This is a genomic window from Actinophytocola glycyrrhizae (genome assembly GCF_042653545.1).
Taxonomy (GTDB): Bacteria; Actinomycetota; Actinomycetes; order Mycobacteriales; family Pseudonocardiaceae; genus Actinophytocola; species Actinophytocola glycyrrhizae.
This window is the reverse complement of the sequence record NZ_JBHSIS010000003.1, coordinates 352853-369305: the sequence shown is the minus strand read 5'-3', so window position 1 is coordinate 369305 and position 16453 is coordinate 352853. Positions and strand designations below refer to the sequence as shown.

Annotated in this window: 10 protein-coding genes; 1 reads left to right on the top strand and 9 read right to left on the bottom strand. The window is 70.2% G+C overall.

Annotated elements, in window-relative coordinates:
• Positions 1–41 precede the first annotated feature (41 nt).
• The 8 genes from ACFPCV_RS07830 to ACFPCV_RS07795 form a co-directional block, all read right to left on the bottom strand.
• Positions 42–4526 (bottom strand): ThuA domain-containing protein, encoded by a 4485-nt coding sequence (locus tag ACFPCV_RS07830; RefSeq protein WP_378055369.1) that lies wholly within the window; start codon positions 4524–4526, stop codon positions 42–44.
• A gap of 247 nt (positions 4527–4773) precedes the next feature.
• Positions 4774–5931, bottom strand: a complete 1158-nt coding sequence (gene xylA, locus ACFPCV_RS07825; RefSeq protein WP_378055368.1) for a xylose isomerase — start codon at positions 5929–5931, stop codon at positions 4774–4776.
• Positions 5932–7083, bottom strand: a complete 1152-nt coding sequence (locus ACFPCV_RS07820; protein WP_378055367.1) for a Gfo/Idh/MocA family protein — start codon at positions 7081–7083, stop codon at positions 5932–5934.
• Positions 7084–7141: 58 nt separating this feature from the next.
• Complete coding sequence (locus tag ACFPCV_RS07815) at positions 7142–8194, bottom strand: substrate-binding domain-containing protein (protein ID WP_378055366.1); 1053 nt, start codon at positions 8192–8194, stop codon at positions 7142–7144.
• A gap of 54 nt (positions 8195–8248) precedes the next feature.
• The gene (locus ACFPCV_RS07810; RefSeq protein WP_378055365.1) at positions 8249–9280 is read right to left on the bottom strand and encodes an ABC transporter permease; all 1032 of its coding nucleotides are present in this window, start codon (positions 9278–9280) and stop codon (positions 8249–8251) included.
• The gene (locus ACFPCV_RS07805) at positions 9277–10797 is read right to left on the bottom strand and encodes a sugar ABC transporter ATP-binding protein (RefSeq protein WP_378055364.1); all 1521 of its coding nucleotides are present in this window, start codon (positions 10795–10797) and stop codon (positions 9277–9279) included. Before ACFPCV_RS07805 ends, ACFPCV_RS07810 begins: the two co-directional genes overlap by 4 nt.
• The gene (locus tag ACFPCV_RS07800) at positions 10794–12029 is read right to left on the bottom strand and encodes an ROK family protein (protein ID WP_378055363.1); all 1236 of its coding nucleotides are present in this window, start codon (positions 12027–12029) and stop codon (positions 10794–10796) included. Before ACFPCV_RS07800 ends, ACFPCV_RS07805 begins: the two co-directional genes overlap by 4 nt.
• 457 nt (positions 12030–12486) lie before the next feature.
• Positions 12487–13602 (bottom strand): ROK family transcriptional regulator, encoded by a 1116-nt coding sequence (locus tag ACFPCV_RS07795; protein WP_378055729.1) that lies wholly within the window; start codon positions 13600–13602, stop codon positions 12487–12489.
• Positions 13603–14181: 579 nt separating this feature from the next.
• On the opposite strand from ACFPCV_RS07795, the gene ACFPCV_RS07790 reads away from it, so the two are divergent.
• On the top strand, positions 14182–15219 hold the full coding sequence (locus tag ACFPCV_RS07790; RefSeq protein WP_465251554.1) for a D-alanyl-D-alanine carboxypeptidase family protein: 1038 nt from the start codon (positions 14182–14184) through the stop codon (positions 15217–15219).
• A 196-nt stretch (positions 15220–15415) separates the two neighbouring features.
• On the opposite strand, the gene yhjD is transcribed toward ACFPCV_RS07790, so the two are convergent.
• Complete coding sequence (gene yhjD / locus ACFPCV_RS07785; RefSeq protein WP_378055362.1) at positions 15416–16432, bottom strand: inner membrane protein YhjD; 1017 nt, start codon at positions 16430–16432, stop codon at positions 15416–15418.
• Positions 16433–16453 lie beyond the last annotated feature (21 nt).

Below are 16453 nucleotides of genomic sequence, written 5' to 3'. Positions count from 1 at the left end.
GGTGCCGCACGCACCGCCGGTCCACCGGCTGCCTCACCTGGTCATCGAGCCGCCTGGGGCAGCGCGGCCACACCTTCGATGTCGTCGATGACCGCCTCGGCGTCGCGTTCCAGGACCGATCGCACATCCTCGTCACCGACGAGCGTCTCGTCGATGGCCAGCTGCGTGAACGTGCCGAGGAAACGCACCGCCCTGGTGTCGTTGCCCTTCGCCTCGGCCTTGCGGGCCTTGGTGAGCAGGCTGTCCAGCTGCTTGTACGCCGACAGCGACAACCGGTTGGTCGCGCGGAAGCGGTCGAGCAGCTGCCCGATGTCCCGCAGGGACGTGGTCGTCGCGAACGTCAGCGACTGCGACGTCACGTTCCCCGCGGTGTCGGTCGCGGACACCGAGAACCCGTGCACGCCCAGCGGCAACTGGTACAGCGCGAGCACCCGCCCCGAGGTGATCGGCGCACCGTCGAGCGCGCCCGTCACCGAGGCGACCCCGGACGTGGCGTCCTCCGCGTGCCACGACAGCACCACGTCGGACGCGTCGCCGTAGACGTGCCCGTCGGCGATGCCGGCGACCATGAGCGTCGGCAGGGTGCCGTCGATCTTGATCGTCGCCGCCTTCTCGGCCTCGGAGTTCCCGGCCCGGTCGACCGCGTGGTAGAGCAGCGTGTGCTCACCGTCGCCGGTCACGTTCACCGTGCCGGTGTAGCGGGTCCACTCACCACCGTCGAGCTTGTACTCGATGAAGTCGACACCCTGACCGTCGTCCTCGGCGGTCAGCGACACCGGGACGGTGCCCGGGTGCCAGCCGGTCGCTGGGGGCGGCGCGAAGGTCGCGGTCGTGACCGGTGCGGTCTCGTCCACGATCTCCTTGATCTGGATGTTCCGGAACCACACGTCGTCGCCGTTGCCGTGGTTCTGGATGCCGACGAACCCCTGCGTGAGGTCGCGGGCCGGGTCGGTGCTGGTGAAGTCGTTGACCAGCGTCCCGTTGAGGTAGACCTTGATGGTCTGCCCCACCACGACGATCTCGTAGGCGTTCCACTCACCCGGCGGCTTGAGCGCCGCGTCCCTGGCCGCGATGTCCGCCGACTGGAACGAGTAGACCGAGCCGGTGGTCCGGTCCGGCGCGTCCGACGCGTCGATCTGGATCTCGTAGCCCTGGTTCACCGCCACCCACGGGTCGTTGCCCGGGTCCGGGTAGCCGACGAAGACACCGGAGTTGTCGTCCCCGGCCATCTTCCAGTCCATCTTCAGGCTGTAGGCGCCGAACTCCTCGTCGAAGGAGAGCAGGCCCATGCCGCCGGTGGACAGGATGGTGCAGTCCTCCTGCTGGACGAACTGGCCGGGGCCGGACATCTTCCAGTCGGAGAGGCTCGCCGCCGTGCCGTCGTACAGGGCGCGGTAGCCCTCGTCCGGCGTGAACGGCGTGCACTCCTGGGGCTCGGCCGGGCCACCGGCCACGCCCTCGCCCCGCACCTGGATGTTGTCCACGTCGAACAGCCCACCCGTGCCGGTGCCGCTGAACACCAGGTACAGCGGGCCGGAGCCACCGGGGTCGGTGACCGGCGCCGGTGCGATGTCGGCGTAGGTGTCCCAGCCGCCGGTGTTGCCCACCTGCACGGTCTGCACCACCGGGCCGTCCAGCGCGCCCTTGCGGACCGTGATGGTGCCGCCCGCGCCGCCCGAGCTGACCCGGTAGCCGATCGCGTCGACGTTCACCAGGTTCACCGGGTCGAACTTGATCCAGTCGCCGTCGTCGATGTACCCGACGCGCTTGCCACCGCTCGCCTCGGCCGCGTCGACGACCTCCGTGCCGTTGTTCTCGGTGAAGAACTCGGCCTGCTTCAGCTTCGGCTGCAGCACGATCTCGTCCGAGCCGGTCAGCGGCGGCACCTCACCGGAGCCGGTGTCGGTGTAGCTCGCGTTGATCACACCGAACACGTCGGCGTCCAGGCCGTGGCCCTCGTCGGCGGGCGTGGTGATCTCACCCTCGCAACCGGTGGCACGCGAGAGCGGGTGCCCGTGGTTGTCGTGGCCGAGGATGTACTCCACGGTCACCTTCGAGCAGTCGATCGACGCGTCCTCCGGGTCGGTGACGGTGACCTGGTACGGCACGGTGTCGCCGTAGCCGAAGAAGCCGCCGTTCACCGGCAGGTCGAGCTTGACCGTCGGTGCGGTGTTGCCCGCGGTGACCACGACGCTCGCCGCGCCGGTCAGCCCGGTCTCGTCGGTCACCGACAGGTGCGCGGTGTACTGGCCGGGTGTCTCGTAGGTGTGCGAGACCGGCCCCTCCTCGGTCGAGTCGGTGGTGCCGTCCCCGTCGAAGTCCCACGCGTAGGTCAGGTCACCGCCGTCCGGGTCGGACGTGCCCGCCGGGTCGAACCGGACGGTCAGCGGTGCCGGGCCGGACGTCCTGTCCGCCGCCAGCTCCACCGCCGGGGTCCGGTTGCCCTTGGTGTAGTCGATCCGGTAGACCGCCGAGTCCGGCGCGCCGCCGAAGTAGCCGCTGCCGTAGTCCAGCACGTACAGCGAGCCGTCCGGGCCGAACTCGAGGTTCATCGGGCGGGTCAGCGTCATCGACTCGAAGAACGGCTCGATCGCACCGCGCTCGCCGCTCGCCCCGACCTCGATCGTCTTGATCCAGCCGCGGTCCCACTCGTAGGCGAAGTTCTTGCCGTCGTAGAACTCGGGGAACTTCGTCACCGCGTCCAGGTCCGGGTCGTACCGGTAGACCGGGCCACCCATGGGCGACTCGCCACCGGTGCCGAACTCGGGCACGGAACCGCCGTCGTAGGGAATCCACGCCGGCTGCACCGGCGGCAGGTCGACGAGACCGGTGTTGTTCGGGGACTCGTTCTTCGGCGCCGCGCAGTCGAAGGCTTCCCCCGACGTGCCGGTGGCGAAGTCGTAGTCGATGAACGGCTGGTTGTCGCCGACGCAGTAGGGCCACCCGTAGTTGCCCGGCTCCTTGATCAGGTTGAACTCGACGGTGCCCGCCGGGCCGCGGGCCGGGTTCGCCGACCCCGCGTCCGGACCGTAGTCGCCGAGGTGGATCCAGCCCGTCTCCTTGTCCACGGCGAACCGGAACGGGTTGCGGAAGCCCATCGCGTAGATCTCCGGGCGGGTCTTCTCGGTGCCCGGTGCGAACAGGTTGCCGTCGGGGACGGTGTAGCTGCCGTCCTCGGCGACCGTGATCCGCAGGACCTTGCCGCGCAGGTCGTTCGTGTTGCCAGAGGAACGCTGGGCGTCGAACGCCGGGTTGCGGGTGTCCCGCTCGTCGATCGGCGTGTAGCCGTCCGAGGCGAACGGGTTGGTGTCGTCGCCGGTGGACAGCAGCAGGTTGCCCTGCCCGTCGAAGTCGATCTCGCCACCGGCGTGGCAGCACAGGCCGCGGTCCGCGGGCACCTGCAGGATCTGCTGCTCGCTCGCGAGGTCGAGCTTGCCGTCCGCGCCGAGCTTGAAGCGCGACAGCTGGTTGTGGCCCTTGAACGGCTCGAAGTCCGCCGCGGTCCCGTTCTCCGGCGCGTCACCGGTCGGGGTGTCCAACGGTGGCGCGTAGTACAGGTACACCCAGCGGTTCGTGGCGAAGTCCGGGTCGATCGCGACGCCCTGCAGGCCGTCCTCGTCGTGGTTGTAGACGGCGAGCTGACCGGCGAGTGTGGTCGTGGCCTCCGGCGTGGTCAGCCAGACGCGGCCGTCGCGGGAGGTGTGGATCACCTTGCGGTCGGGCAGCACGGCGAGCGCGATCGGCTCCCCTGTGCTCGGCTCGCCCTTCGCGAGGGTGATCTGGTCGAAGTCGTCGTCGGCAGGCGGGTCGGTGGGGCCACCGTTGCCCGGGGCGCAGTCGGCGGCCTCGATACCGGCCGCGTACCTGATGCCACCGGCAAGCGAGGCCAGGAACTCGGGCTCGGCGTAGGACTCCTGCGTGTGGCCGAGGCCGGTGTACCAGGACCGGCCCTGCTCCTGCGCGTGACACCACATGATCGGGTGGTCGCCCATGGCGCCGCCACCGGGGTCGTAACTGGACTCGTCCAGTGTGGCCAGAACCTTCACGTTCGCACGCGGGTTCGACTGGTAGTTGTACCACTCGTCCGTGCGGGTCCACTGGTATGGCAGCGGCGCGGTCGACGGGTGGTCCCGCGCGGTGACGTCGATGGTGGCCTGCTGGATCTGCGGGTGGGACGCGAAGTACGCGCCGACGAGGTCGCCGTACCACGACCAGTCGTACTCGGTGTCGGCCGCGGCGTGCACGCCCGCGTAGCCACCGCCACCGTCGACGTAGTCCTCGAACGCGCTCTGCTGCTCGGCGTTCAGCACGTCACCGGTGGTGGAAAGGAACACGACGGCGGCGAACCGCGACAGGTTGTCCGCGGTGAAGGCGGCCGCGTCCTCGGTGGCCTCGACGCTGAAGCCTTCGCTCTCACCGAGACTCTGGATGGCGGCGATACCCGCCGGAATGGAGTCGTGCCGGAAGCCGGCGGTCTTGGAGAACACCAAAACGGCCGCATCGGCCTCCGCCGAAGAGGCGCTCACCGGTTGGGCCGAAGCGACGCCGATTCCCGTGAGCAAAGCCAGTCCCGCGACGGCGAAACGCGATGCGCCGCGTAGTCCCCGCCTCACTCCTGGTGGTTTGACCGCATTCTTACTCTTACCGAACCCTCGCACTGGTAACTTCTCCTTGTTCTCACCGAAATGGGGACCGCGAGAAGGGGTTGATTCTCCTTTCCGTGTTGCGGCGTCGCCTGACGTGCCGGTCGGGCGACGCCGCTTTCTTTACGGGTTAACGAGTGCCGAATAGGTGCTCGAGCGCCAGCTGGTCCAATTTCTCCACGCCGGCGCCGCGAGCGGCGGCCGCGTCGATGTCGAGTTCCTCGGCACGCAGGTCCGCGAGACTCTCGCCATCGGCGAGCGTCGGCGTCGACAACTGGTCCACACGGGCCGCTGCCAGCGCTTCCGCGACCTCCGGGTCGGCGCGGAACGCCCGCGCCTTCTCCGCGAGGATCAGGTAGTTGCGCATGCAACCCCGCGCCGACTCCCACACGCCGGACTCGTCCTCGATCCGGCCCGGCTTGAAGTCGAAGTGGCGCGGGCCCTCGTAACCGCCATGTTCCAGCAGGTCGACGAGCAGGAACGCGGACTTGACGTCACCGTTGCCGAACCGCAGGTCCTGGTCGTAGCGCGGACCGTTCTGCCCGTTCAGGTCGATGTGGAACAACTTCTCGTGCCACAGCGCCTGCGCGTAGCCCTGCACGACAGACATGCCCGCCATCTGCTCGTGCCCGACCTCGGGGTTGAGGCCGACGCGGTCCGGTTCCTCCAGTTCGGAGATGAACGCGATCGCGTGCCCGATCGTCGGCAGGAAGATGTCGCCGCGCGGCTCGTTGGGCTTGGGCTCCAGCGCGAACCGGATGTCGTAGCCCTGCTCCCGCACGTACGCGCACAGGAGGTCGAGCGACTCCTTGTACCGGTCCAGCGCCGCGCGGGTGTCCTTCGCGACCCCGGACTCGGCGCCTTCGCGACCGCCCCAGAGCACGTAGGTCCTCGCGCCCAACTCGGCCGCGAGATCCAGGTTGCGCAGCACCTTCTTCAGCGCGAACCGCCGGATGTCGCGGTCGTTCGCGGTGAGCGCGCCCTCCTTGAACACCGGGTGGCTGAACAGGTTGGTCGTCGCCATCGGCACCACGAGACCGGTGGCGTCGAGCGCCTTGCGGAAGCTCGCGATCCGCGAGTCCCGGTCGGACTCGGAGGACCCGAACGGGATCAGGTCGTCGTCGTGGAACGTGACGCCGTAGGCGCCGAGCTCCGCCAGTTTCTCCACCGCGTACGCCGGGTCCATCGGCGGGCGGGTCGCCACCCCGAAGGGGTCGACCCCCTGCCACCCGATCGTCCACAACCCGAAGCTGAACCTGTGCTCCGGGCGCGGTGTGTAGTCGTTCATCTACTGGACCTCCGTCCATGCCGAACCGTTCTCGGCGCTGCTCTCGACAGCACCGAGCACCCGCTGCACTTGGAGCCCGTCCGCGAAGGACGGTGCTGGGTCGATCCCGTCGTGGATCGCGCGCACGAAGTCGACGACCTCGTGGGTGAAGGTGTGCTCGTAGCCGAGGAGGTGCCCTGGCGGCCACCAGGCACCGACGTACGGGTGCGTCGGCTCGGTGACGAGGACCCGGCGGAAGCCGCCCTCGTCCGCGTCGTTCGCGCCGTCGAAGAACCACAGCTCGTTCATCGACTCGAACTCGAACCGCAGCGACCCGAGCGAGCCGTTGACCTCCACGGACATGCCGTTCTTGCGGCCGAGCGCGAACCGGGTGGCCTCGTAGGTGGCGATGGCCCCGCCCGCGAAGCGGCCGAAGAACACGGCGGCGTCGTCGACGGTCACGTCGTCGACCTTCTCGCCGGTCTCGTCGGGACGCTTGGCCACGAACGTCTTGGTCAGCGCGGACACGCCGGTGAGCCGGTCACCGACGAGGTACTGCGTCGCGTCGACGATGTGCGCGCCGAGGTCACCAAGCGCGCCGGAGCCGGCGGTCTCCTTGCGCAGCCGCCACGTCATCGGCGCGTTCCCGTCGGACAGCCAGTCCTGCAGGTACAGGGCGCGGACGTGCCGGATCTCGCCGAGGCGGCCGTCCTCGATGAGTTTGCGGGCGTAGGCGATCGCGGGCACGCGGCGGTAGTTGAAGGCCACCATGGAGCGCACCCCCCGCTCCTTGGCGGCCTCCGCCGCGGCCGTCATCGCCGCCGCCTCCTCGACGGTGTTGGCGAGCGGCTTCTCGCACAGCACGTGCTTGCCCGCTTCGAGCGCCGCGATGGCGATCTCGGCGTGCGTGTCGCCCGGCGTGCAGACATCCACGATCTGCACGTCGGGCGAGTTGACCAGCTCACGCCAGTCGGTCTGCACGCTGGCCCACCCGAGCTTCGCCGCGGCCGCCTTGGTGCGCGCGAGGTCACGCCCACCGAGCACGGCGAGTTCCGGTGTCACCGGCAGGTCGAAGAACCGGTGCGCGGACCGCCACGCATGCGAGTGCACCGCACCCATGAACGCGTGGCCGACCATGCCGACCCCGATCCGTCCCCCGCTGCCCTCTGTCATCTCACCCTCCGTCTGCTGTCACAAAGAAAACGTCAACACACCCGCTTCTGTTTCGAGATCAGGAGAAGCCGATGTCCATGTAGTCGTCGACGTTCTCCTTCGTGACCACGGCCGAGTAGGTCGTGATCGACGCGGGGATCTCGTGCTCCGCGAGGTCGCCCATGCCCTTCGACTGCCCGAGCAGACGGGCCAGCGAGACGGCCGAGGACGCCATCGACGGGCTGTACAGGACCGTTGCCTTCAGGACGGTGTCGTCCGCCTTGATGTGGTCCATCGCGGCCTTCGAACCCGCGCCGCCGACCATGATGAACTCGGTGCGGTTGGCCGCGGTGATCGCCGCCAGCACGCCGACGCCCTGGTCGTCGTCGTGGTTCCACAGCGCGTCGAGCTTCGCGGCGCCCTGCAGCAGGTTCGCGGTCTGCCGCTCGCCGGACTCCACCGTGAACTCGGCCGCGACCCTCGGCCCGACCTGGAACCCCTCCTTCGCGAGCGCGTCGGAGAAGCCCTTGCTGCGTTCCTGGGTCAGCGGCAGCGAGTCGATGCCCGCGACCTCGCCGATGACCGGGTTCGAGATGTTCTTGGCCTTCATCTGCTCGGCGATGTAGGTGCCCGCGTTGACGCCCATGCGGTAGTTGTCGCCGCCGATCCAGGTGCGGTACGCGAGCGGGGTGTCGAAGATGCGGTCCAGGTTGATCACCGGGATGCCCGCGTCCATGGCCTTCTGGCCGGTCGCGGTCAGCGCCTTGCCGTCGAACGGCAGGATGACGAGCACGTCGACCTCGTCGTTGACGAGGGTCTCGACCTGCGCGATCTGCTGGTTGACGTCGTTCGTGCCCTCGGTGGCGTTGAAGGTGACGTCCTCGAACGCCTCGGCCTGCGCCTGGGCGTTCTTCGTGATGGCCGCGATCCAGCCGTGGTCCGCGGCAGGCGCGGAGAAGCCGATGGTGACCTGCTTGCCCTTCTCGGCGTTGTCACCACCGCCCTGCGCGACCTGCTGCTGCTGGTCCGCGCCGGACTCGTTGGAGGTGCAGCCGACCAGCACGGCGCTCGCGCCGAGTGCGCCGGCGCCGAAGAGGAACCGGCGGCGAGCCAGGGACGGGTCCATGGACATTGGTACTCCCTTGTACTGAAGGTCTTACTGTGTCGGGGTTTTCGTTGCAGGTCTTCAGGTTCTTGCACTCTTGCGAGTGCGCGCGGAGGCCGCCTGCAGCAGCACGGCCGCCACGATGATCACGCCCTTGGCGATGTTCTGGGTGGCGGTGTCGAGGCTGTTCTGCGTGAAGATGCTGTTCACCACGGTGAAGATCAGCACGCCGATGAGGGTGCCGATCAACGTGCCGCGGCCACCGGAGAGCAGCGTGCCGCCGATGACGACCGCCGCGATGGCGTCCAGCTCGTAGAACATCCCGTTGGTCGAGGAACCCGATGTGGTGCGGGCGACGACCATGATCGCGGCGATGCCGCAGCACAGACCCGCGATGCCGTACACCATCGCCGTGTGCCACCTGACGTTGATGCCGGCGAGGCGCGCGGCCTCCGCGTTGCCGCCGACCGCGAACGTGCGCCGCCCGAACGTGGTGCGGTTGAGCAGCACCCAGCCGACGGCGAACACGAGGGCGAGCATCCAGATCAGCATCGAGATGCCGAGGAAGTCGCCGCGGAAGAACTCCAGGAAGCCCTGCTCGGACACGCCCTGCGTCTGCCGCTCGGAGAGGCGCTCGGCCAGCCCGCGGGCCGACGCGTACATGGCGAGCGTCGCGATGAACGGCACGACCTTGCCGTACGCGATCAGCACACCGTTGATCAGGCCCGCGCCGAGGCCGACGGCCAGCGCGCAGATCACCATCACGAACGGCCCGTAGGACTGCGTGGCCAGGGTCGTCATCCACACGCTCGCGAGCGCCACCATCGAGCCGACCGACAGGTCGATGCCACCCGAGATGATGACGAACGTCATGCCGACGCTCACCACGCCGATCGCGGCGGCGAGCCGCAGCATGATGGAGATGTTGCTCTCGCCGAGGAACGACTCCGGGTTGAGGGCGTAGCCGACCACGCACAGCGCGACGAGCACGCCCATGAGGATCGTCAGCCGGATGTCCAGCCGCAGCCCGCTCGGCGTGCGCGCACCCTTCACCGGTCCGGCCTGGACCGGTTCCTCCACAGTGGACGGAGACTTCTCGCTCACGTCACTCATGCCATGACCTCGCTACCTTCCATCACCATGTCCAAAATGGCCGCCTCCGTCAGCTCGCCCGCCGGTGCCTCGGTGAGCACCCGGCCCTCCCGCATCACGAGCACGCGGTCGGACAGCCCGAGCACCTCGGGCACCTCGCTCGAGACGAGCACCACCGCGACCCCGGTCGCGGCCAGCTCGTGGATCAGCCGGTACAGCTCGGCCCGCGCCCCGACGTCGACACCGCGGGTCGGCTCGTCCAGCAACAGCACCTTCGTGTCCCGCACCAGCCACCGCGCGACGACCGCCTTCTGCTGGTTGCCGCCCGAGAGCGTGCGCACCTCGCGGCGCGGGTCCGCCGGCCGCAGGTCCAGCCGCTCGAGCGTCGCCCGCGAGTCGCGCAGCTCCCTGCGCTGGTCGGTGAACCCGAACCGGCTGTACGCGGGCAGGCTCGCCAGCGTCACGTTGTTCGCCACCGACTGGTCCAGCAGCAGGCCCTGGCTCTTGCGCTCCTCCGGCGCGAGCCCGATCCCGGCGGCGACCGCGGCCGTGACGCTGCCGGGCCGCAGGCGCTTCCCGTTCACCCACACCGAACCGGAGTCGGACCGCCGCGCGCCGTAGACGGCTTCGAGCACCTCGCTGCGTCCCGCGCCGACCAGCCCGGCGATGCCGACGATCTCACCGGCCCGCACGGTGAAGCTGACGTCGGCGAACTCGCCGCCCCTGGTCAGGTGCTCGACCCGCAGAACCTCGTCGTTTTGGTCCACAGTGGACAGGTCGCGGTGCGGGAACACCGTGTCCACCTCGCGGCCCGACATCAGGTTCACCAGCTCGGTGGTCGGGGTGTCCGCGCCGAGGTTCGACCCGACCGTGCGGCCGTCCTTGAGGACCGTGACCCGGTCGCCGATGCGGCGGATCTCCTCGAGCCGGTGGGAGATGTAGACGACCGCGACGCCGTCGTTCGTCAGGTCCTCGACGACCCGGAACAGGTTGTCGACCTCGTCGGAGGCGAGTGCCGCGGTCGGCTCGTCCATCACGATCAGCCGCGCGTCGTGCACGAGCGCGCGGGCCATCGACACCAGCTGCTTCCCGGCCGCGGACAGCAGCCCGACCTCCCGGCTCGGCGGGATCTCCGGGTGCCCGAGACGCGCCATCAGCTCCCGGGCCCTGTTGCGGGCCAGCCGCCGGTTCGAGAAGCCGAACGTGGCCGGCTCGTGGCCGAGGAAGATGTTCTCCGCCACCGAGAGCCCGTCGACCAGGTCCAGCTCCTGGTACATGGTCGCGACACCCATCTTGAGCGCGGCGACCGGCGAGCCGAGCGTCGCCGGCGAGCCGCGCCAGGTGATCACGCCGCTGTCCGGCTGGTGTGCCCCCGCGAGCACCTTGATCAGCGTCGACTTGCCCGCCCCGTTCTGCCCGAGCAGGCAGTGCACCTCACCGGCGCGGACCTCCAGGTCCACCCCGTCGAGGGCACGCACCCCCGGAAAGGTCTTGACGATGCCGGACATCGTCAGCAACACCTCGCCAGGATCACTCATGCCGGCGCCTCCTCTGGTTCTACGTCCGGGGTCTGGATGACGGGCACGACCGTCGGGTCGTCGAGCACCCGGCGCAACGACGCCAGCGCGCCGCCGGTGGTCGCCGCGGTGAAACCGAGCCGCGAGCCGACCACCCTGGCGCCGCCAGCGCCCGGTGCGAGCACGTGGGCCACGACCTGGTTGCGGATCGGCTCGACCAGCCACTCCGGCAGGGCGGCGAAGTACCCGCCGAGCACCACGACGGCCGGGTTGAGCAGGTTCACCAGGAACGAGACACCGAGCCCGAGCGCGGTGCCGATCTGGTGCAGCGCGTCGAGGGTGCGCCGGTCGTGCTGCTCGGCACGCGCACGGATCATGCGCATCCGCTGGTCGAGGTCGAGTGCGGGATCCCGGATCGGGTCGTCCGGGTCGGCGCAGGCGTGCAGCAGGGCACCGAGCCCGACCTGCGTCTCCCAGCAGCCGCGGCGCCCGCACGAGCAGTAGGGCCCGAGCGGGTCCATGGCCATGTGCCCGATCTCGCCCGCGAACCCGATGGAGCCGCGGACCAGCCGGCCACCGGCGATCAAGCCGCCCCCGATGCCGTAGTCACCGGTGAGGTAGACGAGGTCGGCGACGTCCATGTCGGCCACCTCGGCGAGCGCCCCGAGGTTCGCGTCGTTGTCCACGACGATCCGGTCCAGCCCCAGCCCGGTCCGCGCGGCGAGCCCGTCCGCGACGACGACGTCCCGCCACCGCAGCCGGGGCGAGAAGGTGACGGTGCCCGCCGCGGTGTCGACCAGCCCCGGCACGGAGACGGTGACCCCCACCGCGTTCTCGAGCCCGGCCATCGCCTCGGCGGCGAGCAGCCCGAGCTGGTCGAGTGCCCGCTCGGGCCCCATGCCCGGCACGTCGGCGGGGATGCGCCGCTGGAAGAGGATCTGACCCCCGAGGTCGATGACGAACGCGCCCATGTGCCCGACGTGCACGTCGAGCCCGACTCCGCACACACTGTCGGGCCGCAGGTCGACGAGCTGGCCCGGCCGCCCCTGCCCGCCCGCGGACACCCCGGCGTCGTGCACGAGCCCACGCGCCTCGAGGTCGGTGACGAGGCTGGAGACGGTGGCCTTGGACAGCCCGGAACGCACGGCGAGCTGCGCCCGGGACAACGCGCCGTGCTCGCGGAGAGTCCGCACGAGCAGCGCGAGGTTCCCTCGGCGCAGACCAGCCTGATCTGCTGGGCGACTCTGGCCCACCGGCGCTCCACTTCGTTGAGGGCCCGATCGAAGACCGGTGCTCTAACTCACAAAGAAGGGTGTCTCAGGGGTCTTGGGTCTCGCAATACCCCGTTTGGCGCAACATCTGGATCGATCTTTCGCATCTTCCACGCAAAAGTCGTGTCGAACCTACTGGAAGTCTCCCCAGATGCCAGCAACCGTGAAAGAGAACACAGACACCCGGGAACTCGCACCGCGCCGGTTGTCCACAGCGGGGCTCACGTGCCACGTCGGGGCTGCGTTCGGCCGTTTCGCCGGTTTCGCCGTGGGGTTCGTCCTCGCCGGACGGGCAGGTCCCGGGGGTGGCGGAGGGGTGGGTTGCGTCGGGTTCGGGGCTGCCAGCCGTCCCCGTCGGAGTCGCGTGGGTTGAAGGGCCCGCTTCGCGGGGCGCGGGCACCCCCCGCGGGTGCCCGGCGCCCGGGTTCCGTGCAGCCGGTCAGTTCATGGGGGCGAAGGCGCGTTCCGTCGCCGACCACGCGGCGCCGGTGACGCCTGCCAGGTCGCCCAGTTCCGACAGCACGATCGGCAGGTTGCCCGTCGCCAGCGGCAGCGAGCGCCGGTACACCGAGCTGCGGACCTCCGCCAGCAGCGGATGCCCGAGCCGGGAGACGCCGCCGCCGATCACGACCATCCCCGGGTTCAGGAAGCTCACCAGCGACGCCACCACGTGCCCGAGGCGCCTGCCGCCCTCGCGGACCAGGTTCGCCGCCGCGAAGTCGCCTGCCACGGCGGCGTCGCCGACGTCCTGTGCGTTGAGCCTGCCGTGGTCGTTCAGCTTCTCCGCGAGCATCGTCGAGCGGCCCGACCTGGCCAGTGTCAGTGCGTCGCGGGCCAGTGCCGAGCCACCGAAGTACGCCTCGAGGCAGCCGACCTCCCCGCACGCGCACGCGGGGCCGTAGTCGTCCAGCCGGATGTGCCCGATGTCGCCTGCCGTGCCTGCCACACCGCGGTACACCTTGCCGCCGAGCACGATCCCGCAGCCGATGCCGGTGCCGACCTTCACGAAGATGAGGTCGTCGAGCGACCGCGCGACGCCGGCGTGCCGCTCGCCGAGTGCCATGACGTTCACGTCGTTGTCGACCGTGACCGGGCAGCCCCACTTGCCAGCCAGCTCGTCGCGCACGGGGTAGCGGTCCCAGCCGGGCATGATCGGCGGTGCCACCGGCATGCCGTCGCGGAAGCTCACCGGGCCCGGCAGCCCGATGCCTGCGCCCATCAGCCGGCCCGGCGCCTTCTCCAGCACCCGTTCCGCGAGGTCGACGACCCGGCCCAGCACCGGCGTCGGGCCCTGCCGGACCTCGCATTCCTCGCTCTGGCTGGCGAGCACCTCGCAGCGGCCGTCGGTCACCGCGACGTTCACCGAGGTCGCGCCGACGTCCGCCGAGACGAACCGCAGGTCGTCGGCCAGGTGCACGAGCGTCGACCGGCGCCCGCCCCGGCTCGCCGCCGGTCCGCCGATCTCCACCAGACCGGTGTCGACCAGCCGCGTCAGCTCACCGGTCAGCTTCGCGCGTGGCAGGTCGAGTCGCTCACCCAGCGCCACCCGCGACATCGGACCCTCGTCACGGAGGAGCGCGAGCAGCCTCGACTGCTGCCGGGAGGACACCCTCGCCTGCTGTCCTGGGCTCGGCGCGTTCACCTGTTCAATCTAGCCCCACGCAGGTGTTCCGCGGACGCGAACCGCGGCACCCGTGGCCGCGGCGAACCGGCAGGCCGCCGCGGCGGCCAAGATCGACGACAGACCAACTTTTCAGATTCACCCGAAAAGGGGGCTTTGCAAACGCCCGCTAGCAAAACCACTTTTCCGGGTTTCCCAGAGGGTCGGCGCGGCCGCACGACGCTGACGCCCTAGGCTGCTCCCGTGCGCCTTGCTGCCACCAGGTTCGTCCCGGCACTCGTCTTGTCGCTGTGTGCCCTGGTCATGACCGCAATCGTCGCCGCTCCAGGTGCTGTTGCCGCACGCTCCGCACGCCAGGCACAACCGACGGGCGAGGAGAACAACTCCGCACAGGGAGCGTGCCAGAACCGCCAGCTCCCGCCGCCGCCCGTCGACACGTCGGAGGAGCCGGAGCCCGGCCAACCCAGCCCGGAACCACTGCCTGTACCCGAGGACCCCGTCGGGGGATCCCGTATGGGTGAGTGCGGCATCGTGCAGCCCGAGGAGAGCGACGCCCCGCCGCCGGTCACGGCGGCCACGTGGATCATCGCCGACCTCGACTCCGGCGCGGTGCTCGCCGCGAAGGACCCGCACGCCCGCGAGCGTCCCGCGTCCCTGATCAAGGTGCTGCTCGCCATCGTGGTGATCCGCGAGCTGCGTCCCGAGACGGTCGTCGAGGGCACGCAGGAGGACGCGAACCAGGAAGGCACGCGGGTCGGCATCGGCCCGGGTGGCCAGTACACCGTCGACCAGCTGCTGCACGCACTGGTGATGCGCTCGGGCAACGACGCGGCGTACGCGCTGGCCAGGGCACTGGGTGGCACCGAGGTGGCGCTGGAGAAGATGAACGCGCTGGCCAAGGAGCTCGGCGCGCTGGACACCCGCGCGGCGACCCCGTCGGGCCTCGACGGCCCCGGCATGACGACGTCCGCGTACGACCAGAGCCTGATCTTCCGCGCCGCGATGGGGCACGAGGAGTTCGCGGCGGCGGCGAAGACCGCCCGGATCGACTTCCCCGGCTACGCGGGCAGGCCCGGCTTCCAGGTCACCAACGACAACCGCCTGCTGGGGACCTACGAGGGCTTCCTCGGTGGCAAGACCGGCTTCACCGACGACTCGCGCCACACCTACGTCGGCGCCGCGGAGCGCGAGGGCAGGCGCCTCGTGGTGGTGCTGCTGCGCGGCGAACGTGAGCAGGAGCCGCTCGCTGAGCAGGGCGCGTCGCTGCTGGACTACGGCTTCGGCCTCGCGCGGGACGCCAAGCCGGTCGGCGAGCTGGTCACCCAGTCCCCGGAGGCCCAGCCGAAGCCGAACCCGAACAAGCAGGCCGACGTCACCGGGACCGCGGCCGACAGTGAACCGGCGGCGTCGGCCGAGACCGACACCGAACGCTCCGCGTTCGGCAACGTGGGCCTGCCGCTGGTGATCCTGGCGGGCATCGCGGTCCTGGCCACGATGGCCATGTGGCTGCGCCGCCGCCGCGCCCGCGCCGCGCGGGCCGCCCGCGCCTGACCCGCAGCGCCCGGCACCCACAGGCCCGGCCAGTGCCGTGAAGGCGTGTTCACGGCACCACGACTGCCGTCAATGGGCCATTCAGGACGCCCAGCGCCCTGAACGCGCCTTTCAGGGCATCGCCACGCCGTCAACGCGCCTCTCACAGCACCAAATCCCCGGCGCTCCGCGAAGCGGGGCTCTGCCTGTGCAACCCCTAGTCGAGCGGGCGTTTCCTCCTGCGCAGCAACAGGCCAAGGACCGCGCCGACGCCCACCAGCCCGGCCGCGCTGCGGGCATCCGGGCCGCTGCGGACCAGCATGCGCGGGCTGATCACCGCGGGTGGCGGCGGCGCGGGCGGTGCCTTGATCACGTTCTCCCGCGCCGTCGCCGTCCACGCCGTGATGAACAGCAGGAACCGGGACACGAAGTTCGCGAACAGCAGCAGACCGATGATCGGGCCGAACAGCTGGCCGGACGGCGAGGTGGTGACGCTCGCCAGGTAGATGGTGAAGACCTGTTTCAGCACCTCGAAGCCGATCGCGGCCGCGATGGCGCCCCGCACGGCCGACCGGACGCCCACGCTCTCCCGTGGCAGGCGGGACAGGACCCACAGGAACACCAGCCAGTTCGCCGCCAGCGCCAGGACGATCGTCGCCAGGCGCAGCAGGAACAGGGCCCACGCGTCGTCGTCCAGGCCAACCAGGCCCAGCAGCCACGAGCCGAGCCCGCCGCCTGCGGCGGACAGCCCGAACGAGACACCGAGGGCGAGGCCGAGCCCGAGCAGTGCGAGCAGGTCCTTGCCCGTCGTGGCGAGGAACGGGCGCTTCCTGTACTCCTGGCCCCACTGGGCGGTCAGCGCGTCCCGCAGGTTCGACATCCAGCCGAGCCCCGAGTACAGCGCCGCCAGCAGGCCGATGACACCGACCGTGCTGCGGGAGTTGATCGCCTCGTCGACGACCTCGTTGATCGTCTCGCCGAGGCCGGACGGCACGGCCTCTGCGATGCCGGACTTCATCTCCTGCAGCAGCGTCGCGTTGCCTGCCAGGACGAAACCGGCGACGGCGAACGCGATCATCAGCAGCGGGAACAGCGACAGCACGCTGAAGTACGTGATGGCGGCGGCGTAGTGGTTGCCGTACCGCTCGGTGTACGCCTCGCCCGCCCGCACGAGATGGTCGAGCCAGGGCCGCTTCCCGCGCTGCCGGGTCAGGAAGGATTCTTTGTCCGCCACAGGCAGACGCTAGCCGTCACC